Origin of the sequence: Lapillicoccus sp., assembly GCF_046595215.1 — a bacterium.
Classification (GTDB): domain Bacteria; phylum Actinomycetota; class Actinomycetes; order Actinomycetales; family Dermatophilaceae; genus Lapillicoccus.
Window position 1 is genome coordinate 26,693 of sequence record NZ_JBKJPP010000159.1, and the last position, 16,954, is coordinate 43,646.

The 16,954-nt window shown below is 71.2% G+C and carries 17 protein-coding genes; 13 read left to right on the forward strand and 4 right to left on the reverse strand.

Annotated elements, in window-relative coordinates; all coding sequences use genetic code 11:
- The first annotated feature begins 73 nt into the window (after nucleotides 1-73).
- The 6 genes from ACLL9L_RS13945 to ACLL9L_RS13970 are packed head-to-tail and all read left to right on the forward strand — an operon-like array spanning nucleotide 74 to nucleotide 4,448.
- On the forward strand, nucleotides 74-463 hold the full coding sequence (locus ACLL9L_RS13945; protein ID WP_411285259.1) for a polyketide cyclase / dehydrase and lipid transport: 390 nt from the start codon (nucleotides 74-76) through the stop codon (nucleotides 461-463).
- A 10-nt stretch (nucleotides 464-473) separates the two neighbouring features.
- Complete coding sequence (locus ACLL9L_RS13950) at nucleotides 474-917, forward strand: SRPBCC family protein (RefSeq protein WP_411285260.1); 444 nt, start codon at nucleotides 474-476, stop codon at nucleotides 915-917.
- 6 nt (nucleotides 918-923) lie between these two features.
- Complete coding sequence (locus tag ACLL9L_RS13955; RefSeq protein ID WP_411285261.1) at nucleotides 924-2,162, forward strand: ArsA family ATPase; 1,239 nt, start codon at nucleotides 924-926, stop codon at nucleotides 2,160-2,162.
- The gene (locus ACLL9L_RS13960) at nucleotides 2,159-2,764 is read left to right on the forward strand and encodes a hypothetical protein (protein WP_411285262.1); all 606 of its coding nucleotides are present in this window, start codon (nucleotides 2,159-2,161) and stop codon (nucleotides 2,762-2,764) included. The genes ACLL9L_RS13955 and ACLL9L_RS13960 overlap by 4 nt, the downstream gene beginning before the upstream one ends.
- Complete coding sequence (locus ACLL9L_RS13965) at nucleotides 2,761-3,738, forward strand: ROK family glucokinase (protein WP_411285263.1); 978 nt, start codon at nucleotides 2,761-2,763, stop codon at nucleotides 3,736-3,738. Before ACLL9L_RS13960 ends, ACLL9L_RS13965 begins: the two co-directional genes overlap by 4 nt.
- The gene (locus ACLL9L_RS13970; RefSeq protein ID WP_411285264.1) at nucleotides 3,735-4,448 is read left to right on the forward strand and encodes an endonuclease/exonuclease/phosphatase family protein; all 714 of its coding nucleotides are present in this window, start codon (nucleotides 3,735-3,737) and stop codon (nucleotides 4,446-4,448) included. Before ACLL9L_RS13965 ends, ACLL9L_RS13970 begins: the two co-directional genes overlap by 4 nt.
- A gap of 96 nt (nucleotides 4,449-4,544) precedes the next feature.
- Here the strand turns inward: ACLL9L_RS13970 and ACLL9L_RS13975 are convergent, their stop codons facing one another.
- On the reverse strand, nucleotides 4,545-5,171 hold the full coding sequence (locus ACLL9L_RS13975; protein WP_411285265.1) for a hypothetical protein: 627 nt from the start codon (nucleotides 5,169-5,171) through the stop codon (nucleotides 4,545-4,547).
- A 17-nt stretch (nucleotides 5,172-5,188) separates the two neighbouring features.
- Entirely contained in the window at nucleotides 5,189-5,938 is a 750-nt protein-coding gene (locus tag ACLL9L_RS13980; RefSeq protein WP_411285266.1) for an alpha/beta hydrolase, read from the reverse strand.
- A gap of 112 nt (nucleotides 5,939-6,050) precedes the next feature.
- On the opposite strand from ACLL9L_RS13980, the gene ACLL9L_RS13985 reads away from it, so the two are divergent.
- The 5 genes from ACLL9L_RS13985 (at nucleotide 6,051) to ACLL9L_RS14005 (ending at nucleotide 12,167) form a co-directional block, all read left to right on the forward strand.
- Nucleotides 6,051-6,917 carry a lysophospholipid acyltransferase family protein gene (locus tag ACLL9L_RS13985; RefSeq protein ID WP_411285267.1) on the forward strand — a complete coding sequence of 289 codons (867 nt, stop codon included), beginning with the start codon at nucleotides 6,051-6,053 and terminating at the stop codon, nucleotides 6,915-6,917.
- A 120-nt stretch (nucleotides 6,918-7,037) separates the two neighbouring features.
- Nucleotides 7,038-7,556, forward strand: coding sequence for an NAD(P)H-dependent oxidoreductase subunit E (locus tag ACLL9L_RS13990; protein WP_411285268.1), 519 nt, complete (start codon nucleotides 7,038-7,040; stop codon nucleotides 7,554-7,556).
- Nucleotides 7,553-9,100 carry a formate dehydrogenase beta subunit gene (locus tag ACLL9L_RS13995; RefSeq protein WP_411285269.1) on the forward strand — a complete coding sequence of 516 codons (1,548 nt, stop codon included), beginning with the start codon at nucleotides 7,553-7,555 and terminating at the stop codon, nucleotides 9,098-9,100. Before ACLL9L_RS13990 ends, ACLL9L_RS13995 begins: the two co-directional genes overlap by 4 nt.
- A 50-nt stretch (nucleotides 9,101-9,150) precedes the next feature.
- Complete coding sequence (gene fdhF / locus ACLL9L_RS14000) at nucleotides 9,151-11,943, forward strand: formate dehydrogenase subunit alpha (RefSeq protein WP_411285270.1); 2,793 nt, start codon at nucleotides 9,151-9,153, stop codon at nucleotides 11,941-11,943.
- Between the two features lie 23 nt (nucleotides 11,944-11,966).
- Nucleotides 11,967-12,167, forward strand: coding sequence for a formate dehydrogenase subunit delta (locus ACLL9L_RS14005; RefSeq protein WP_411285271.1), 201 nt, complete (start codon nucleotides 11,967-11,969; stop codon nucleotides 12,165-12,167).
- A 448-nt stretch (nucleotides 12,168-12,615) separates the two neighbouring features.
- On the opposite strand, the gene ACLL9L_RS14010 is transcribed toward ACLL9L_RS14005, so the two are convergent.
- A complete protein-coding gene (locus ACLL9L_RS14010; protein ID WP_411285272.1) occupies nucleotides 12,616-13,455 on the reverse strand; it encodes a DUF1028 domain-containing protein in 840 nt (279 codons plus the stop codon).
- Between the two features lie 90 nt (nucleotides 13,456-13,545).
- On the opposite strand from ACLL9L_RS14010, the gene ACLL9L_RS14015 reads away from it, so the two are divergent.
- Nucleotides 13,546-14,901 (forward strand): class II 3-deoxy-7-phosphoheptulonate synthase, encoded by a 1,356-nt coding sequence (locus ACLL9L_RS14015; protein WP_411285273.1) that lies wholly within the window; start codon nucleotides 13,546-13,548, stop codon nucleotides 14,899-14,901.
- Nucleotides 14,898-15,983, forward strand: coding sequence for a threonine aldolase family protein (locus tag ACLL9L_RS14020; protein ID WP_411285274.1), 1,086 nt, complete (start codon nucleotides 14,898-14,900; stop codon nucleotides 15,981-15,983). Before ACLL9L_RS14015 ends, ACLL9L_RS14020 begins: the two co-directional genes overlap by 4 nt.
- Before the next feature lie 65 nt (nucleotides 15,984-16,048).
- Here the strand turns inward: ACLL9L_RS14020 and ACLL9L_RS14025 are convergent, their stop codons facing one another.
- Complete coding sequence (locus tag ACLL9L_RS14025; RefSeq protein ID WP_411285275.1) at nucleotides 16,049-16,954, reverse strand: DMT family transporter; 906 nt, start codon at nucleotides 16,952-16,954, stop codon at nucleotides 16,049-16,051.

The window sequence follows — 16,954 nt, forward strand, 5'->3', positions numbered from 1 at the left end:
GCGGTCAGGGGCAGGATACGCGGACGCGGGCCCCGCCCCCGGGACCCGCCGCGAGGGTGTCCATGCTTGGAGGATGAGCGGCTCCCCACGACGATCCGGCCTGCGCCGGATCCCGTCATCTCCGCGCATCGACCTCAGCGACGAGACATTCATCCGGGCAGCACCGGACCGGGTTGCCGGCGCGCTCGCCGACCCGCGCAACCACCAGATGTGGTGGCCCCACCTCGAGCTGATCCTCGACCGGGACCGGGGGACCCAGGGCCAGCGCTGGGTCGTGACCGGCGCGTTGCGCGGCGCCATGGAGGTCTGGGTCGAGTCCTTCGCCGACGGAGCGATCGTCCACCACTACGTCCGGGCCGTGGCGGCGCCGGACGCGCCCCGGGACGTGGCGGTGCGGCATACCCGTCGCTGGAAACTGGCCGTGCACCGGCTGAAGGACCGACTCGAAGAGCAGTCGTTGTAGCCTTCGGCGCATGGCCGATCGCACTGAGTCCTCCCTCGTCATCGACGCGGCACCCGGCGCCGTCCTGGACGTCATCGCGGACTTCCCCTCCTACCCCAAGTGGGCCACCGAGGTGAAGCGGGTCTCGGTCCTGTCGGAGGAGGGCGACGGCTGGGCGGACCAGGTCGAGTTCACCCTCGACGCGGGTGTCATCAAGGACACCTACACCCTCGACTACGCGTGGGAGGTGACCGCCGGGGGCACCGGGGTCGTCTCGTGGAGCCTCATCAAGGCCACCGTCCTCAAGGCGATGAACGGCTCCTACACGCTGGCGCAGGAGGGGACCGGCACGCGGGTGACCTACCGCCTCGCCGTCGATCTCAACATCCCCATGCTCGGCCTGCTGAAGCGCAGGGCCGAGAAGGTCATCGTCGACACCGCTCTCAAGGAGCTGAAGAAGCGCGTCGAGGGCTGACGCAGCTTGCGCATCGTTCTGTTCACCGGCAAGGGCGGAGTCGGTAAGACGACGACTGCCGCCGCGGCGGCCGTCCATGCGGCGCGTGCCGGCATCTCGACGCTGGTGATGTCGACGGATGCGGCCCACTCCCTCGGTGACGCGCTCGGGCACGATCTCGGCGGGGTCGGCCCCGTCGAGCTCGAGCCCCACCTGCACGCCCTGCAGGTCAGTGCACACCACGCCGTGGACCCGGCCTGGCGCACGGTCCAGGACTACCTGCTGCAGGTCCTCGCCACCGTGGGGGTCGACCCCGTCGTCGCCGAGGAGCTGACCTCGCTGCCCGGCGCCGAGGAGATCGCCGCGCTGCTCGAGCTGCGGGCCCAGGCCGAGTCGGGCCGGTGGGACCTGGTGGTCGTCGACTGCGCGCCGACCGCCGAGACGCTGCGGCTTCTCGCGCTGCCCGAGGCCCTGGCGTGGCACCTCGAACGGCTCCTGCCCGGCCAGCGAGGGCTGCTGCGCACCCTGCGTCCGGCCGCCGCGGCGGCAGCGGGTATGCCGTTGCCCGGGGCCGCGGTCGCCGCGACGATCAAGGGCTGGAACGTCCAGATGCGCGACCTGCAAGCCCTGCTGACCAGCGACCGGGCGTCCGTCCGGCTGGTGCTCACCCCGGAGCGCGTCGTCATCGCGGAGTCGCGACGCACCTGGACCTCGCTCAGCCTCTACGGGTTCGTCGTCGACCAGGTCATCGTCAACCGGGTCTTCCCCGATGCGGCAGCCGGGGTCAGCGGCCGGACAAAGCCGGACCCCTGGCTCAGCGCGTGGAACGCCGCGCAGCGTGAGGGACTCGACGAGGTGGGCGACTCCTTCGCGGGGGTGCCGGTCCTCACCTCGCCCTACCTCGCCCACGAACCCATCGGGGTCGACGCCCTCGACGCGCTCGCGCAGCTGCGGGGCGACGACGTCGCCTCGTTGCTGGCCCCGGTGCGCCGGCGCGGGCTGACGGTGCGCCGGGCCGGCGACGAATACGTCCTCACCCTGCCCCTGCCGCTCGTCAGGGCCGCCGAGGTCGACCTCAAACGACGCGATGCGGAACTGCTCGTCGTCGTCGGTGACCACCGTCGGGTGCTGACGCTGCCGGCGGTCCTGAAACGGTGCGTCGTCAAGAGCGCCGCGGTGAAGGATGGCACCCTGAGGGTGCGGTTCGTCCCGGACGGGGCGCTCTGGCCCATCAGGCAACCAGCCGACGGGGAGGCGACAGCGTGACGGATCACCGGCCGCGCCCCGTGGGGTCGGTGGCGGAGGAGACGGCGCGGCTGCTCAACGCCCTGCTGGGCGAGGCTGCTGGCGACCCTCCACCACGCGCCGACCCGCCACGCCCCGCCACGCCACCACGCCCCGCCACGCCACCACGCCCCGGCCCGCCACCACGCCCCGCCCCACCGGCACACCCCGACCCATCACCGACCACCCCGGCCGGAGTGTGCGGCACCTGCGGACGGGCGGGCGGGGAGCCGGCCGCGAGCGTCTGCCACCTCTGCCCGGTGTGCCAGCTCATCGGTGCCGTGCGCGCGATCAACCCGGAGACGGTCGACCGGCTCGCCGATCTTGCCGCCGCGGTCACCGAGACGCTGCGTGACCTCGCCGCACACCGGTGGGCCGAGAGCGGTCGGGCTGCCGGCGCACCCGGCCCGGGGCGACCCGGCGCCACGGTCGAGGACATCGCGGTGGTCGACGACGCCGACGACGACGACAACGACGCCGACGCCGCCGCCTCTGGCGGCGCGGACCGCACACCAGGCACGGAGCAGGCACCAGGCACGGAGCAGGCACCAGGCACGGATGACAACGAGGTGGGAGGGCGATGAGCCGGGACCTGGCGATCGGGATCGACATCGGCGGCACCAAGGTGGCCGGCGGCGTCGTCGACGAGCACGGTCGGGTGCTGACCCGCGCCCGACGGGACACCCCGCACCGGTCGATGTCACCGGGCGTCGTGGAGAGCACGATCGTCGAGGTCGTCGACGAGCTCCTCGACGCGGTGGGTCGCGACCGGATCACCGCCGTCGGGATCGGCGCGGCCGGCTTCGTGGCGGCGGACCGGGCGACGGTGGTCTTCGCGCCACACCTGTCGTGGCGGCACGAGCCGCTCCGGGAGAACCTCCAGCGCCGGGTGCGGGTGCCCATTACCGTGGACAACGACGCCAACGCCGCAGCGTGGGCGGAGTGGAAGTTCGGTGCCGCCCAGGGCGAGTCACACGTGATGATGGTCAACCTGGGCACAGGGATCGGTGGCGGGATCGTCATCGACGGCCAGGTCCAGCGGGGCCGGTTCGGCATCGCCGGCGAGTTCGGCCACATGCAGGTCGTCCCCAACGGCCTGCGCTGCGAGTGCGGCAACCGGGGTTGCTGGGAGCAGTACGCCAGCGGCAACGCCTTGGTGCGAGAGGCGCGTTCGCTCATCGCGGCCAACTCGCCGATGGCCACCGACCTGCTGTCGTCGGTCGGAGGCGACGCGGCCAACCTCACCGGTCCGCTGATCACGGCCGCTGCCCAGACCGGGGACCAGACGTCCATCGAGCTGTTGGCCGAGATCGGGCACTGGCTCGGGGTCGGCATCGCCAACCTCGCTGCTGCTTTCGACCCGGGCACCTTCGTCATCGGCGGTGGGGTCAGCGCAGCCGGCCCCCTGCTCATCGACCCGGCGCGGGACATGTTCCGCCGCCAGCTCACCGGTCGGGGCTACCGGCCGGAGGCCACCATCGTGGCGGCCCAGCTCGGCAACGAGGCCGGCCTGATCGGCGCGGCGGACCTCGCGCGCATCGACCGGGGCCGCACGTGAGCACGCACGTGGGCACGGACGCCTCGCGGTCCACGATCCGGGTCGCGACCTACAACCTGCGCGACTTCCTCGACGACCCCGCCGCGGCGGCGCGCGTCATCCGCGCCATCGCCCCCGATGTCCTCTGCCTCCAGGAGGTGCCGCGGCGACTGCTGGGCACCTGGCGGGTCGCGAACTTCGCGCAGGTGTGCCGGATGTACTGGTCCGGCCACCACCAGGGCAGCGGCGGCACCACGATCTTCACGAGCCTGCGGGTCCAGACCCCGCAGAGCACGCACCGGCGGCTCGCCGTGCGCTTCCTCGTGCGCCGCAGGGGGTATGCCGTGACCTCGGTCGTGCTCCCGGGTCACCACCCGATCACCGTGGCGAGCGTGCACCTCAGCCTCGCCGCTGACGAGCGTGAGCGGCACGCCACGCGCATCCTCGACGCCCTGGCCGGGTCGGGGGACGTGGTCGTCGCCGGCGACCTCAACGAGGGGGAGGAGGGTCGCGCCCACCGGTCGATCGCCGGGCGCTACCGGGTCGTCTCCCCGGGGGCGGCGACCTTCCCCGCGTCCCGGCCCGAGCGCGTGATCGACATCGTCTTCGCGTCCCCGGACCTCGTGGTGCGCCCGGGGGGTCCCGTCGACCTGGACGAGGCCGACCTGCGGGCCGCCTCGGACCACCGGCCGGTGTGGGTCGAGGTCGTGGCCCGGCCCATGGAGTCCTGAGCCCGGCATACGGTCCAGCCGCTCGCGAGGTCGAGCACGTTGGCGGGTCGAGCACTTCTGCGAGGACAGAACGTCAGCGCCACGACGGTGCGGACCTCAGAGTCGGATGCCGTGGTCGTCCTCGTCACGATGGTTCGGCTGACGCAGGACGAGCAGGACGAACCCCGCGACCGTGACGAGCAGGGCGAAGGTGATCCACCAGCCGTTGCCGTCGCGGTTGAACAGCAGCAGGTAGAGGAACACGAGCGGGCCACCGACAAGGGCGCCGAGCATCGTCCAGAAGTGCTTGTCCTCCGCGGACGGCAGGGGCGCGAGGGGCGGGGGCTCGAAGTGCTCCTCGACCTCCGGCGGGTTGTGCTGGCGCCAGGCCGCCCCGACGACCGGCGGGGGCTCCTCCGGCACCCCGCCGGGGGTCTGCGCGTCGTCCTCCGCCGCGACCGGCTCCCCCTTGTCGAGCGGCTCGACCGGCTCGTCCGGCTCCCCCTTGTCGACCGGCAGTGGTGGTGGGCCCGCAGACGGCGTCGTCCGCGGCTCCAGCCCGTGGATGGGAGCCGGGTTGACGGCCGAGGGGAGGGTGGCGGACGCACCGGCATCAGTGCCGCCGTCGGGGTCACCGGGGTTGCGGTCTGCGCTCGGGTCGCCGAAGGGGTCCAGCCCCAGCGCCTCCTCGTCCCAGTGCGCCATGATCGCGGCAAACTGCTCGTCGACGTCCTTCTCAGCCATGGTCACATTCTCACTGGTCAGGCGCTCAGCCGTTGGATGAACCGCACGGACTCATCGTGGATGAGCGGCGCATCGTTGTCGAGAGTGGCGACGTGATAGCTGTTTTCGAGCCAGATCTCGGTCACGTCGGTGCTCGAGATCCGGGACAGGAAGTAGGCCGAGCTGAGCGGTGGCACGACATGGTCCTCCCGGGAGTGCAGGAGCAGGACCGGCTGGGTGATCTCCGCAAGGTCCCGGGAGACCCCGGCCCACAGCTGGGTCTGGGAGTGCATCGACTGGAGCGGGTTGCGGGTGTAGCCGAGCTCGGGCTCGCCGTCGGTCTTCTTGATGTCGTTGGCGATGCCGGGGAAGGACGGCACGACGCGCCGCAGTGCAGGCAGCAGCGCGAGGAGTTTGTTGTCGTGCTTGTAGATCGGGTTGACCAGGACCAGGCCGCTGACCCGCGGTCCGTGGTCGAGGGCGAGCTTGGTCGCGAGCAGGCCCCCCATCGACAGCCCGGCCACGAAGACGTGGTCGCAGGAGACGCGCAGCTCGCGGAAGGCCGCGTCGACCTCGGCGTACCAGTCCTGCCACCGGGTCCTCCCCAGCTCCTGCCACGTCGTCCCGTGCCCGGGCAGGAGCGGCAGGCGCACGGTGTAGCCCGCGCCGGCGAGGTGCTCGGCCCACGGCCGCAGGCCCTGGGGGGTGCCGGTGTAGCCGTGGCACAGGAGGACACCGACCCTGTTGCCGTCGTTCGAGTAGGGCTCAGCTCCGGGAAGGACCGGCACGTCGACTCCTGGCGTGGGGGTGGTGGATGGCGAAATCCTTGCACGAGCGCGCGCCGTGCCGATAGTGCCGTAAAGTGCCGACCGTCACATCGGAGAGGGCGAGGTTCGCACAGTGTTCTACTGGGTGCTCAAGACCGTGGTCCTCGGGCCGCTTCTCAGGATTCTCTTCAGGCCGTGGGTCGAGGGGGAGGAGAACATTCCCGAGGACGGGGCGGCGATCTTCGCGAGCAACCACCTCTCGTTCTCCGACTCGATCTTCCTGCCCTTGGTGCTCCCACGCCGGCTCACCTTCCTGGCGAAGGCCGACTACTTCACCGGGCGGGGTCTGAAGGGCCGCGCGACGGCGGCGTTCTTCCGGGGCGTCGGGCAGCTCCCCGTCGACCGCACCGGTGGGAAGGCCGGTGAGGCGGCCCTCAGCTCGGGCCTGAAGATCCTGCGTCGCGGCGAGCTTCTCGGCATTTATCCCGAGGGCACCCGCTCGCCCGACGGCCGGCTCTACCGCGGACGCACCGGCGTCGCCCGGATGGCCCTCGAGAGCGGGGCGCCCGTGCTGCCGGTGGCGATGATCGGCACGGACAAGGCCCAGCCGACGGGCAAGAAGGTCCCCAAGATCATGCGGATTGGCATCCGTATCGGGGCGCCTCTCGACTTCTCGCGCTACGAGGGCATGGAGGACGACCGGTTCGTCCTGCGCTCGATCACCGACGAGATCATGTATGAGCTCATGCTCCTCTCCGGTCAGGAGTACGTCGACGAGTACGCCACCTCGATGAAGAACCGGCTCCTGCAGGCGGCCCGGGTCAAGGCGCGCGAGATCCAGGAGGCCGCCAAGCCGGGCGCGGCCGCGAAGGAGCTCGAGGAGGCGCTCGACGCCGCCGAGGATGATGGACCGGCCGCGGCCGACGGCGCGAACCTCGACGACCCGGTCGACGATGCGGCGCACCACGAGCGCCCCGGTGACGAACGTGCGGCGAGCTGACCGTCGACCGTCGACCGCAGGTGACGGGGCCACCTTCACGTGGCTCCGATGGTTGATGTGGGGGGGCGGCTGGGGTAGTTTCGGAAGATATCCGCCTCAGCCCTAAGGAGTCCTCCGGTAATGCTCAGCGACGTATCAACGCGGCACGTCCCCTGGTCGCCGGAGGTGGCGTCGGAGACGATTTGGGCCCACGTCGCGCAGCGGGGACCGCTGTTGCCGGTGCTGCACGCCCTGCAGGAGACCTTCGGGTATGTCGACCCGCGTGCGGTTCCGCTCGTCGCCAAGGCCCTCAACCTCTCGCGTGCCGACGTGCACGGGGTGCTGACCTTCTACTCCGACCTGCGCTCGACCCCGCCGGGCAAGATGCGGGTCCAGGTATGCCGCGGCGAGGCGTGCCAGTCGGTGGGTGGACACGCGCTGGCCGAGCACGCCACCAGCTCCCTGCGCGTCGACTTCGGCGGGACCACCGCCGACGGGTCGATCACCCTCGACGAGGTCTTCTGCCTGGGCAACTGCGCGCTCGGGCCCACGGTCACCGTCGACGGTCGCCTGCACGGCCGGGTCCGGGCCGCCGAGCTCGACCGGCTGGTCCGCGACGGCGCCGTCAGCAGCAGTGGCAACAGCGGTGAGCTGGCGTGACCACCGTCTATGTCCCCAGGGACTCCTCGGCTCGTTCGGTCGGCGCGGACCAGGTCGCGGCGGCCATCGAGGTGCAGGCAGCTCGCCTCGGCGCAGCGGTCGAGGTCGTTCGCAACGGCTCGCGCGGGATGATGTGGCTCGAGCCGCTGGTCGAGGTGGTGACCGAGCAGGGTCGCGTCGCCTACGGCCCGGTGACGCCGGACGACGTCGCCGGCCTGTTCGCCGCGGGTTTCCTGGACGGGAAGGCGCACGCGCTCGGCCACGGCCACACCGACCAGATTGCCTGGCTCGCGGAGCAGGACCGCCTGACCTTCCGCCGGGTCGGCGTCATCGACCCGCTGTCCACCGACGACTACCAGGCGCACGGTGGGCTGCTCGCGCTGAAGCGGGCGTTGGCGATGACGCCGGTGCAGATCTGCGACGAGGTCACCGAGTCCGGTCTGCGCGGACGCGGCGGTGCAGGTTTCCCGGTCGGAGTGAAGTGGCGCACGGTCCTGGACGCACCCGACTCCCCGAAGTTCGTCACCTGCAACGCCGACGAGGGCGACAGCGGGACGTTTGCGGACCGGATGCTCATGGAGGGCGACCCCTTCATGCTCATCGAGGGCATGGTCATCGCCGGGATCGCCGTGGGCGCCCGCGAGGGCTTCATCTACATCCGCTCGGAATACCCCGACGCCGTGGCCACGATGCGCGCCGCCATCCAGACGGCATACCAGAACGGCTGGCTCGGTTCGCGAGTCCTGGACAGCGACCACGTGTTCGACCTGGAGATCCGCGTCGGCGCGGGCGCCTACATCTGCGGTGAGGAGACCGCGATGCTGGAGAGCCTGGAGGGCAAGCGGGGTGTGGTCCGCGCCAAACCGCCGCTGCCCGCGCTCGAGGGTCTCTTCGGCAAGCCGACGGTCGTCAACAACGTGCTGTCGCTGGCCAGCGTCCTGGTGGTCCTCGCCCGCGGGGCGCAGTTCTACCGTGACTTCGGCGTCGGCCGCTCCCGCGGCACCCAGGTCTTCCAGCTGGCGGGGAACGTCGCACGCGGCGGGATCGTCGAGACCGCCTTCGGGATCACCCTGGGAGCGATGCTCGAGAGGTTCGGTGGGGGCACCGCCTCCGGCCGACCGGTTCGCGCCGTGCAGGTCGGCGGCCCCCTCGGGGCCTACCTGCCGCCCACGCAGTTCGACCTGCCGCTGGACTACGAGGCCTTCGCCGAGGCAGGGGCCATGATCGGCCACGGCGGCATGGTCGTCTTCGACGACACCGTCGACATGGCGGCCCAGGCCCGCTTCGCCATGGAGTTCTGTGCGACAGAGTCCTGCGGCAAGTGCACCCCCTGCCGGGTCGGCGCCGTCCGCGGCGTCGAGGTGATCGACCGGATCGTGGCCGGTCAGGACCCCGCGGCGAACGTCGTGCTGCTGGAGGACCTGTGTGAGCTGATGACGGACGGGTCGCTGTGCGCCATGGGTGGACTCACCCCGATGCCCGTGCGCAGCGTGCTCAAGTACTTCCCCCAGGACCTGGACCGATCGGAAGGCGCGCGACGATGACTGTGCTCAGGGAAAATGTGCTGAGCGAAACCGGGCTCAGGGAGATCGACTTGGGCACTCCAGCCCGCCCCGGTGAGGCGGACATCAAGCTGGAGGTCGACGGCATACCAATGATCGTGTCCGCCGGGACGTCGGTCATGCGCGCGGCCGCGCTGGCCGGCGTCGACATCCCGAAGCTGTGCGCGACCGACTCGCTCGAGCCGTTCGGCTCCTGCCGACTCTGCCTGGTCGAGATCGACGGGCGCAAGGGCACCCCCGCCTCGTGCACCACCCCGTGCGGCCCGGACATGGTCGTCACGACCGCGTCCCCTCGTCTGGCGCGGCTGCGCCGAGGTGTGACGGAGCTCTACCTGTCCGACCACCCCCGCGACTGCCTGACCAGCGACACCCACGGCGAGTGCGAGCTGCAGGGCATGGCGGCGACGGTGGGGCTGAGCGACGTGCGCTATGGCTTCGAGGGCAAGAACCACCTCGACGCGCACAAGGACGAGAGCAACCCCTACTTCACCTTCGACGCCGCCGAGTGCATCGCCTGCTCGCGCTGTGTCCGCGCCTGTGACGAGGTGCAGGGGACGTTCGCCCTGACCATCGCGGGTCGTGGGTTCGACTCGACGGTTGCGGCGTCCGCGGGTGAGTCGTTCATGGCGTCCGAGTGCGTATCGTGCGGTGCCTGCGTGCAGGCCTGCCCGACCACGGCGCTGCAGGAGAAGACGGTGATCGAGCTGGGCCCGCCGCAGCGCTCGGTGCTCACCACCTGCGCCTACTGCGGTGTCGGCTGCTCGTTCAAGGCCGAGCTTCGTGGTGACGAGGTCGTCCGGATGGTGCCGCAGAAGGACGGCGGGGCCAACGAGGGCCATTCGTGCGTGAAAGGCAGGTTCGCCTGGGGCTACGCCTCCCACCGGGACCGCCAGCTGTCCCCGATGGTGCGCGAGTCGATCACCGACCAGTGGCGCACGGTGTCGTGGGACGAGGCGATCAGCCACGCCGCGTCGCGACTCATGGCGATCCAGGCCGAGCACGGCGTCCTGTCCATCGGGGGGATCACCTCCTCACGCTGCACGAACGAAGAGGTTTTCGTGGTGCAGAAGATGATCCGGGCGGCGTTCGGCAACAACAACGTCGACACCTGTGCCCGGGTGTGCCACTCTCCCACCGGCTACGGGCTGAAGCAGACCATGGGCACCTCGGCCGGCACGCAGGACTTCGCGTCGGTCGACCAGGCCGACGTCATCGTGGTGATCGGGGCCAACCCCACCGACGGACACCCGGTGTTTGCCTCCCGGATGAAGCAGCGCCTGCGCAAGGGCGCCGCACTGGTGGTCATCGACCCGCGCCGCATCGACCTCGTGCGCAGCCCCCACATCGAGGCAGCACACCACCTCCAGCTGCACCCGGGCACGAACGTCGCCATCGTCAACGCCATCGGCCACGTCGTGGTCACCGAGGGACTGGTCGACCGGGCCTTTGTCGCGCAGCGGTGCGAGGCAGACTCGTTCGCCCTGTGGGAGGAGTTCATCGCCCGCCCGGAGAACAGCCCCGAGGCGACGGAGCAGATCACCGGCGTGCCCGCCGAGCAGGTGCGCGCGGCGGCGCGGCTGTATGCCACTGCGCCGAACGCGGCGATCTACTACGGCTTGGGGGTCACCGAGCACAGCCAGGGCTCGACCATGGTGATGGGCATGGCGAACCTCGCGATGGCCACCGGCAACATCGGCCGAGAGGGTGTGGGCATCAACCCGCTCCGCGGGCAGAACAACGTGCAGGGCTCCTGCGACATGGGCTCGTTCCCGAACGAGCTGCCCGGCTACCGCCCCGTGGGCGACGACACCGCGCGCCGGGTGTTCGAGCAGCTGTGGGCGCGCACCCTCGACCCCGAGCCCGGGCTGCGGATCCCGAACATGTTCGATGCGGCCCTCGCCGGCAGCTACCGCGGCATGTTCATCCAGGGCGAGGACATCGCGCAGTCCGACCCGAACGTCAAGCACGTCAAGGCTGCCCTGGCCTCTCTGGACCTGCTCATCGTCCAGGACCTGTTCCTCAACGAGACCGCTGCGTTCGCCCACGTCTTCCTGCCCGGGACGTCGTTCCTGGAGAAGGACGGGACGTTCACCAACGCCGAGCGGCGGATCAACCGGGTCCGCCCGGTGATGGCGCCGAAGTCGGGCAAGCAAGAGTGGGAGGTGGCCTGTGAGCTCGCGACCGCCATGGGTTACCCGATGCACTACGCCCACGGCAGCGAGATCATGGACGAGATCGCCGCCACGACCCCCACCTTTGCCGGGGTCTCGTTCGCCAAGCTGGACGAGGTGGGCAGCCTGCAGTGGCCGTGCAACGCCTCGGCCCCCGACGGCACGCCGACCATGCACGTGGACGGGTTCGTGCGCGGCAAGGGGCACTTCGTGGAGACGCCGTTCGTGGCCACCGACGAGCGCACCAGCCGCACGTTCCCGTTGATCCTCACCACAGGGCGCATCCTCAGCCAGTACAACGTCGGTGCCCAGACCCGTCGGACGGCCAACGTGCAGTGGCACGGGGAGGACGTGCTGGAGATCCACCCGCACGACGCCGAGGAGCGCGGCATCGTCGACGGGGCGGCTGTGGCGATCATCAGCAGGGTGGGCCAGACGGTGCTGCGCGCGAGGGTCGCCGACCGGATGCCGCAAGGAGTGGTCTACACGACCTTCCACTACCCCAGCAGCGGCGCGAACATCGTGACCACGGACTACTCGGACTGGGCGACCAACTGCCCCGAGTACAAGGTCACGGCGGTCCAGGTGGCGACCACCTCGCAGACACCCGTCAGCGAGCAGGCGCTCCAGGATCTGGGCGTGGGGCAGCGGTGAGCAACCCCGCACCCCTGGTGCGCATGCTGAACCAGATCGCTGCCAACGTGGCCCACCACCCGCATGAGCGGGCGGTCGCCGAGATCACCGCGCACCTGCGGTCGTTCTGGGCGCCGTCCATGCGCGCGGACCTGGTCACGTATGTCGACGGAGGTGGGTCCGACCTGACTCCGCTCGCAGCCGCGGCCGCCGAGCAGTTCCGGCTCCGCGAGGTCAAGCCCTGACCCGTTCCGGCCGGCCCCGTTCCGGCCGGCCCCGCTCGCGACTCGTGCCGACGACGCGATCGGTGTCAACGGTGGATCGTGCGAGACTCGACACTGGGCGCTCATCGTCCTTCGTGGTCGGCTCAGGCAGGACCCGCGCACCCAGCTCCTTGGCCCGCTGACTGTGCCGATGCACGTCCTCGTCGCGGGGCACGCTGAGATCGATCTGACTGCTTCTGCACGTCGTGCAACGCCCAGGTGGACGGCGTCACGCTGTCGACGTCATGGAACGCGAGTTGGAGGCTCATCACGTGGGCGGTACTGCAGTCCGAGCAGTTGCCGATGGAACTCCATTCGGGCGTCGGGCATCAGTCGTGTCGACGGCGGTGTGCATCAACTGCGGATACGACGACACCAGCCCCCTGATGGGCGGACGGCCCTCAACCCAGGGGTTCTGGACCGGCGCAGGTCAGGACGTGGGCGAGTCCGGTGTCGCCGCCCGCAGCGCCGCCAGCACCCGGGCGTCGATACCGCCGGGGCTCAGCAGCATCTCGTAGTTCTCGACGCCGGACCACGCCTCGAGGGCGGCGTAGGCGTCGGCGCCGGTGTGTCCGAGCACGGCCAGCCGGGACGACACCTCGTCGGCCAGCTCGCCGGTCAGGGGCTGGACGTCCTCGGGCTCGCCGAAGAACAGGTCGTGCAGGTCCAGCAGTCGGGCCAGCTCGGCGGGTGCGTCGGGGTGGTCGTCGACGCGCAAGTCGACGAGGACACCGGAGGCGTCGTAGCCGGTCCCACGCTGGACGACGTGGATCGCGGCGCCCTGGCGGCCGCGCGAGTCCCCGCCGGCGGCGTCCCCCGCGAGGAGAGCCGCGAGCAGGCGGCGCGGCAACGGCATACCGACGCTGTCGAACCAGGCCTGCTCCATCGCCACGACGACCTTCTCGCCGGTGAGAATGTTGCCCTGGATGGCGTAGCGACCCGAGGTGTCGCCGCCGGCGCGCCCGCCCGCCCACGCCATGCACTCCGAACCCGTGTAGGTGGCCTGGCTGGTCTCGGAGACGACCCCGAGCTGGCGGTGCGCCCGTCCCTCGTCGGCGGCGGTGACCCGGGCCACCGCGGTCTCGGCGTCGACTCCCAGCTCGAGGAGGTCCAGGACGTCCTTGCGGTAGGACACCTTGGCCATGGCCTGGGTCGCGACCGCGCCGACCTCGATCCGGGCGGCCGGCACCACGGACCCGACGGCGATGAACTTGCTGGCCACGGCAACGCCGTAGGCATCACCGGCCCGGGCAGCGATTGAGAACGTCATGGGCCAGACCCTAACCCGGGCGGCTGTTCGCCGGCGTTCGTCAGGCGGACCGCGCACCGACCACTCCGTCGACGCTCCTAGAATCATCCGGTGAACACGTTGGACAGCACCCACTTCCAGGCCGAGCTCGAGCAGGCCGGCGCCAGGCTGGGCGCGGCGCAGCAGCCCGAGTGGCCGGATGCCGGGGCCGTGCGGGATGCCGTGTCGACGCTCTCGAGCTATCCCCCCCTCGTCTTCGCGGGGGAGTGCGACGTGCTGCGCGACCGCCTCGCGGCCGCCGCCCGCGGCGAGGCGTTCGTCCTCCAGGGTGGCGACTGCGCCGAGACCTTCGCCTCGGCGACGGCCGACAACATCCGGGACCGGGTCAAGACCGTCCTGCAGATGGCGGCCGTCCTCACCTACGGCGCCTCGCTCCCGGTGGTCAAGGTCGGACGGATGGCGGGGCAGTACGCCAAGCCCCGCAGCAGCGGCTCCGAGACCCGCGACGGCGTCACCCTGCCCGCCTACCGCGGTGACATGGTCAACGACTTCGCCTTCGTCCCGGGCTCGCGCACGCCCGACCCGCAGCGGTTGGTGCACGCCTACCACGCGGCCGCCTCGACGCTGAACCTCGTGCGCGCCTTCACGACCGGCGGGTTCGCCGACCTGCGCCACGTGCACGACTGGAACAAGGGCTTCGTCGCCAACGCGGCCAACGCGCGCTACGAGCGGACCGCGCACGACATCGACAAGGCGATGAAGTTCATGGCCGCCTGCGGCGCCGACTTCGACGCCATGCGGACGACGGAGTTCTTCGCCGCGCACGAGGCCCTGCTGCTCGACTACGAGCGGCCGATGACGCGGATCGACTCACGCACCGGGCTGCCCTACGACACGTCGGCGCACTTCGTCTGGGTGGGGGAGCGCACCCGTGACCTCGACGGGGCGCACATCGACTTCGTCTCGCGGATCCAGAACCCCATCGGCGTCAAGGTCTCGCCCCGGGCCGAACCCGACTACCTGCTCAAGCTCATCGACAAGCTCGACCCTGACCGCACCCCGGGCCGGCTGACCTTCATCACCCGGATGGGCGCGGGCACGATCCGCAGCGCCCTGCCCGCGATCGTGGAGCGGGTCACCGAGTCGGGCGCCCAGGTCACGTGGATCTGCGATCCCATGCACGGCAACACCTTCGAGTCCACGAGCGGCTACAAGACGCGCAACTTCGACGACGTCGTGGACGAGGTCCAGGGATTCTTCGAGGTGCACCGGGCGCTCGGCACGGTGCCCGGCGGCATCCATGTCGAGCTGACCGGCAACGACGTCACCGAGTGCTTGGGCGGCTCCGAGAAGATCCTCGACGCCGACCTGGGCAACCGCTACGAGACCGTCTGCGACCCGCGCCTGAACCACCAGCAGAGCCTCGAGCTGGCCTTCCTCGTCGCGGAGATGCTCGGCCAGTCATGACCGCGCCCGCCCTCGCGCCCGTGCACGCGCCCGCCCTCGCGGCCGACCTGCTCTCCGACACCCTGACGAAGCCGACCGAGGCGATGCGGGCCGCCATGGCCGGCGCCGAGGTCGGCGACGACGTGTTCGGCGAGGACCCCACGCTGCGTGCCCTAGAGGAGCACGTCGCCGGGCTGCTCGGCCACGAGGCGGGGCTCTTCACCCCGTCGGGGTCCCTGGCCAACCAGCTCGGTCTGCGCCTCCACGTCCGGCCGGGCGAGGAGCTCGTCTGCGACTCGCTCGCCCACGTCGTGCGCGCCGAGCTCGGAGCGGCGGCCGTCTTCTCCGGCATCTCGTCCCGGACGTGGGTCGCCCCGCGTGGGCTGCTCGACCCGCGCCAGCCGCTCGAGCTGATGATCACGGGGGCGGGTCCCTACCAGGTCACCACCGCGCTGGTCGTGCTCGAGAACACCCACAACTTCGGTGGCGGCACCGTCCAGCCGCTCGAGGCGATCCGCGAGGTCCGGCGGGTGACGCAGGAGCGGGGCGTGGCGATGCACCTCGACGGCGCCCGGCTCTGGAACGCCCATGTCGCGAGCGGGGTGGCGCTGCGGGACTACGGCCGCGAGTTCGACACGGTCTCGGTGTGCCTGAGCAAGGGGCTCGGCGCGCCGGTCGGCTCGGTCCTCGTCGGGTCGGCCGAGGCGATGGCCGAGGCGCGGATCTGGCGCAAGCGCTACGGAGGGGGGATGCGCCAGGCCGGCATCCTCGCGGCCGGTGGACTGTATGCCGTGCAGCACCACCTCGAGCGGCTCGCCGACGACCACGCCCGGGCCCGCCGGGCCGCCGGGGCGTTCGCCGCGGCGGCCCCGGGCTCGATCGACCCGGCCACCGTCGAGACGAACATCCTCATCCTCGACGTGTCGCTGGCCGGGTGGTCCGGTGCGGCCCTCGTGGCCGCAGCGCTGGGCGAGGGCGTGCGCCTGTATGCCGTGGGGCCGGGCGCGGTCCGGCTCGTGTGGCACCTCGACGTCGACGATGCCGGCACCGACATCGCGATCGACGTCGTCTCTGCTCTGCTGGCCGCCGGCCCCGCTGCCTGAGCTGGCCCAGCAGTCCGTTACCGACGCGCTTGACGCAGCGTCAAGAGGAGGCGGTGGGCACCCGGTCAGGTGACCTCGTGGTGGAGGACCTCCGACGGCGGCTCGTCGGCGCGGCGGCCGAGCAGCTCCACGAGGTACATCGCCGTGAGGACCAGCAGGCCGCCCACGACCATCCGTGACGTCAGGGACTCGCTGCCGAACAGCACCGCGAAGAGTGCGGCGAAGACGGGTTCGAGGGTCATGACGATCGCGGCCCGCGTCGCGCTCAGGTGGGCCTGAGCCCACGTCTGGATCCACAGGGCGAGGGCCCCCGCGGCGGTGGCCATGTAGATGACCGACGCCCACTGGCCCCCGCCCCGGGGCCAGGTGATGCCGTCCGGCACGGCCGCGACCACGCAGATCACGGCGATGACGAGCATCTGGACCGCCGCCATCCCCGTGGCGTGGGAGGGCGTCGACAGCCGGCCGAGCCCGATGATGTGCAGGGCGTAGACCACGGCAGCGCCCAGCGTCAGGGCCTCGCCGATGCCGACGCTGACCCCGTTGAGGGAGAGGACCGACAGGCCCACGGTGGCGAGCAGCACGGCATACCAGGTGGCGCGGGGGATCCGTTCGCGCAGGAGCAGCGCGGACAGGAGCGGGGTGAGGACGACGTAGGTGCCGGTGATGAAGCCGGAGACCGAGGCGTCGGTGTGGGTGAGGCCTATCGTCTGGAGGATCTGGGCGACGCCGTAGAGGCCGCCGAGGCCGGCGCCGGCAAGCCACTGGCGCCGACCGAGGGCGCGCAGCGGACGGCGGAAGATGACGACCATGAGCACGGCGCCGATCGTGAAGCGGACCGCGAGGAAGTCGATCGGCGGCACCGTGGCGACGAGGTCGCGGATGAGGAAGAACGTCGACCCCCAGACCGCGGTGAGGAGGATGAGCAGCCCGGTCGCGACGGAGCGGGCCCGGTCCGGGCGCTGGGACAC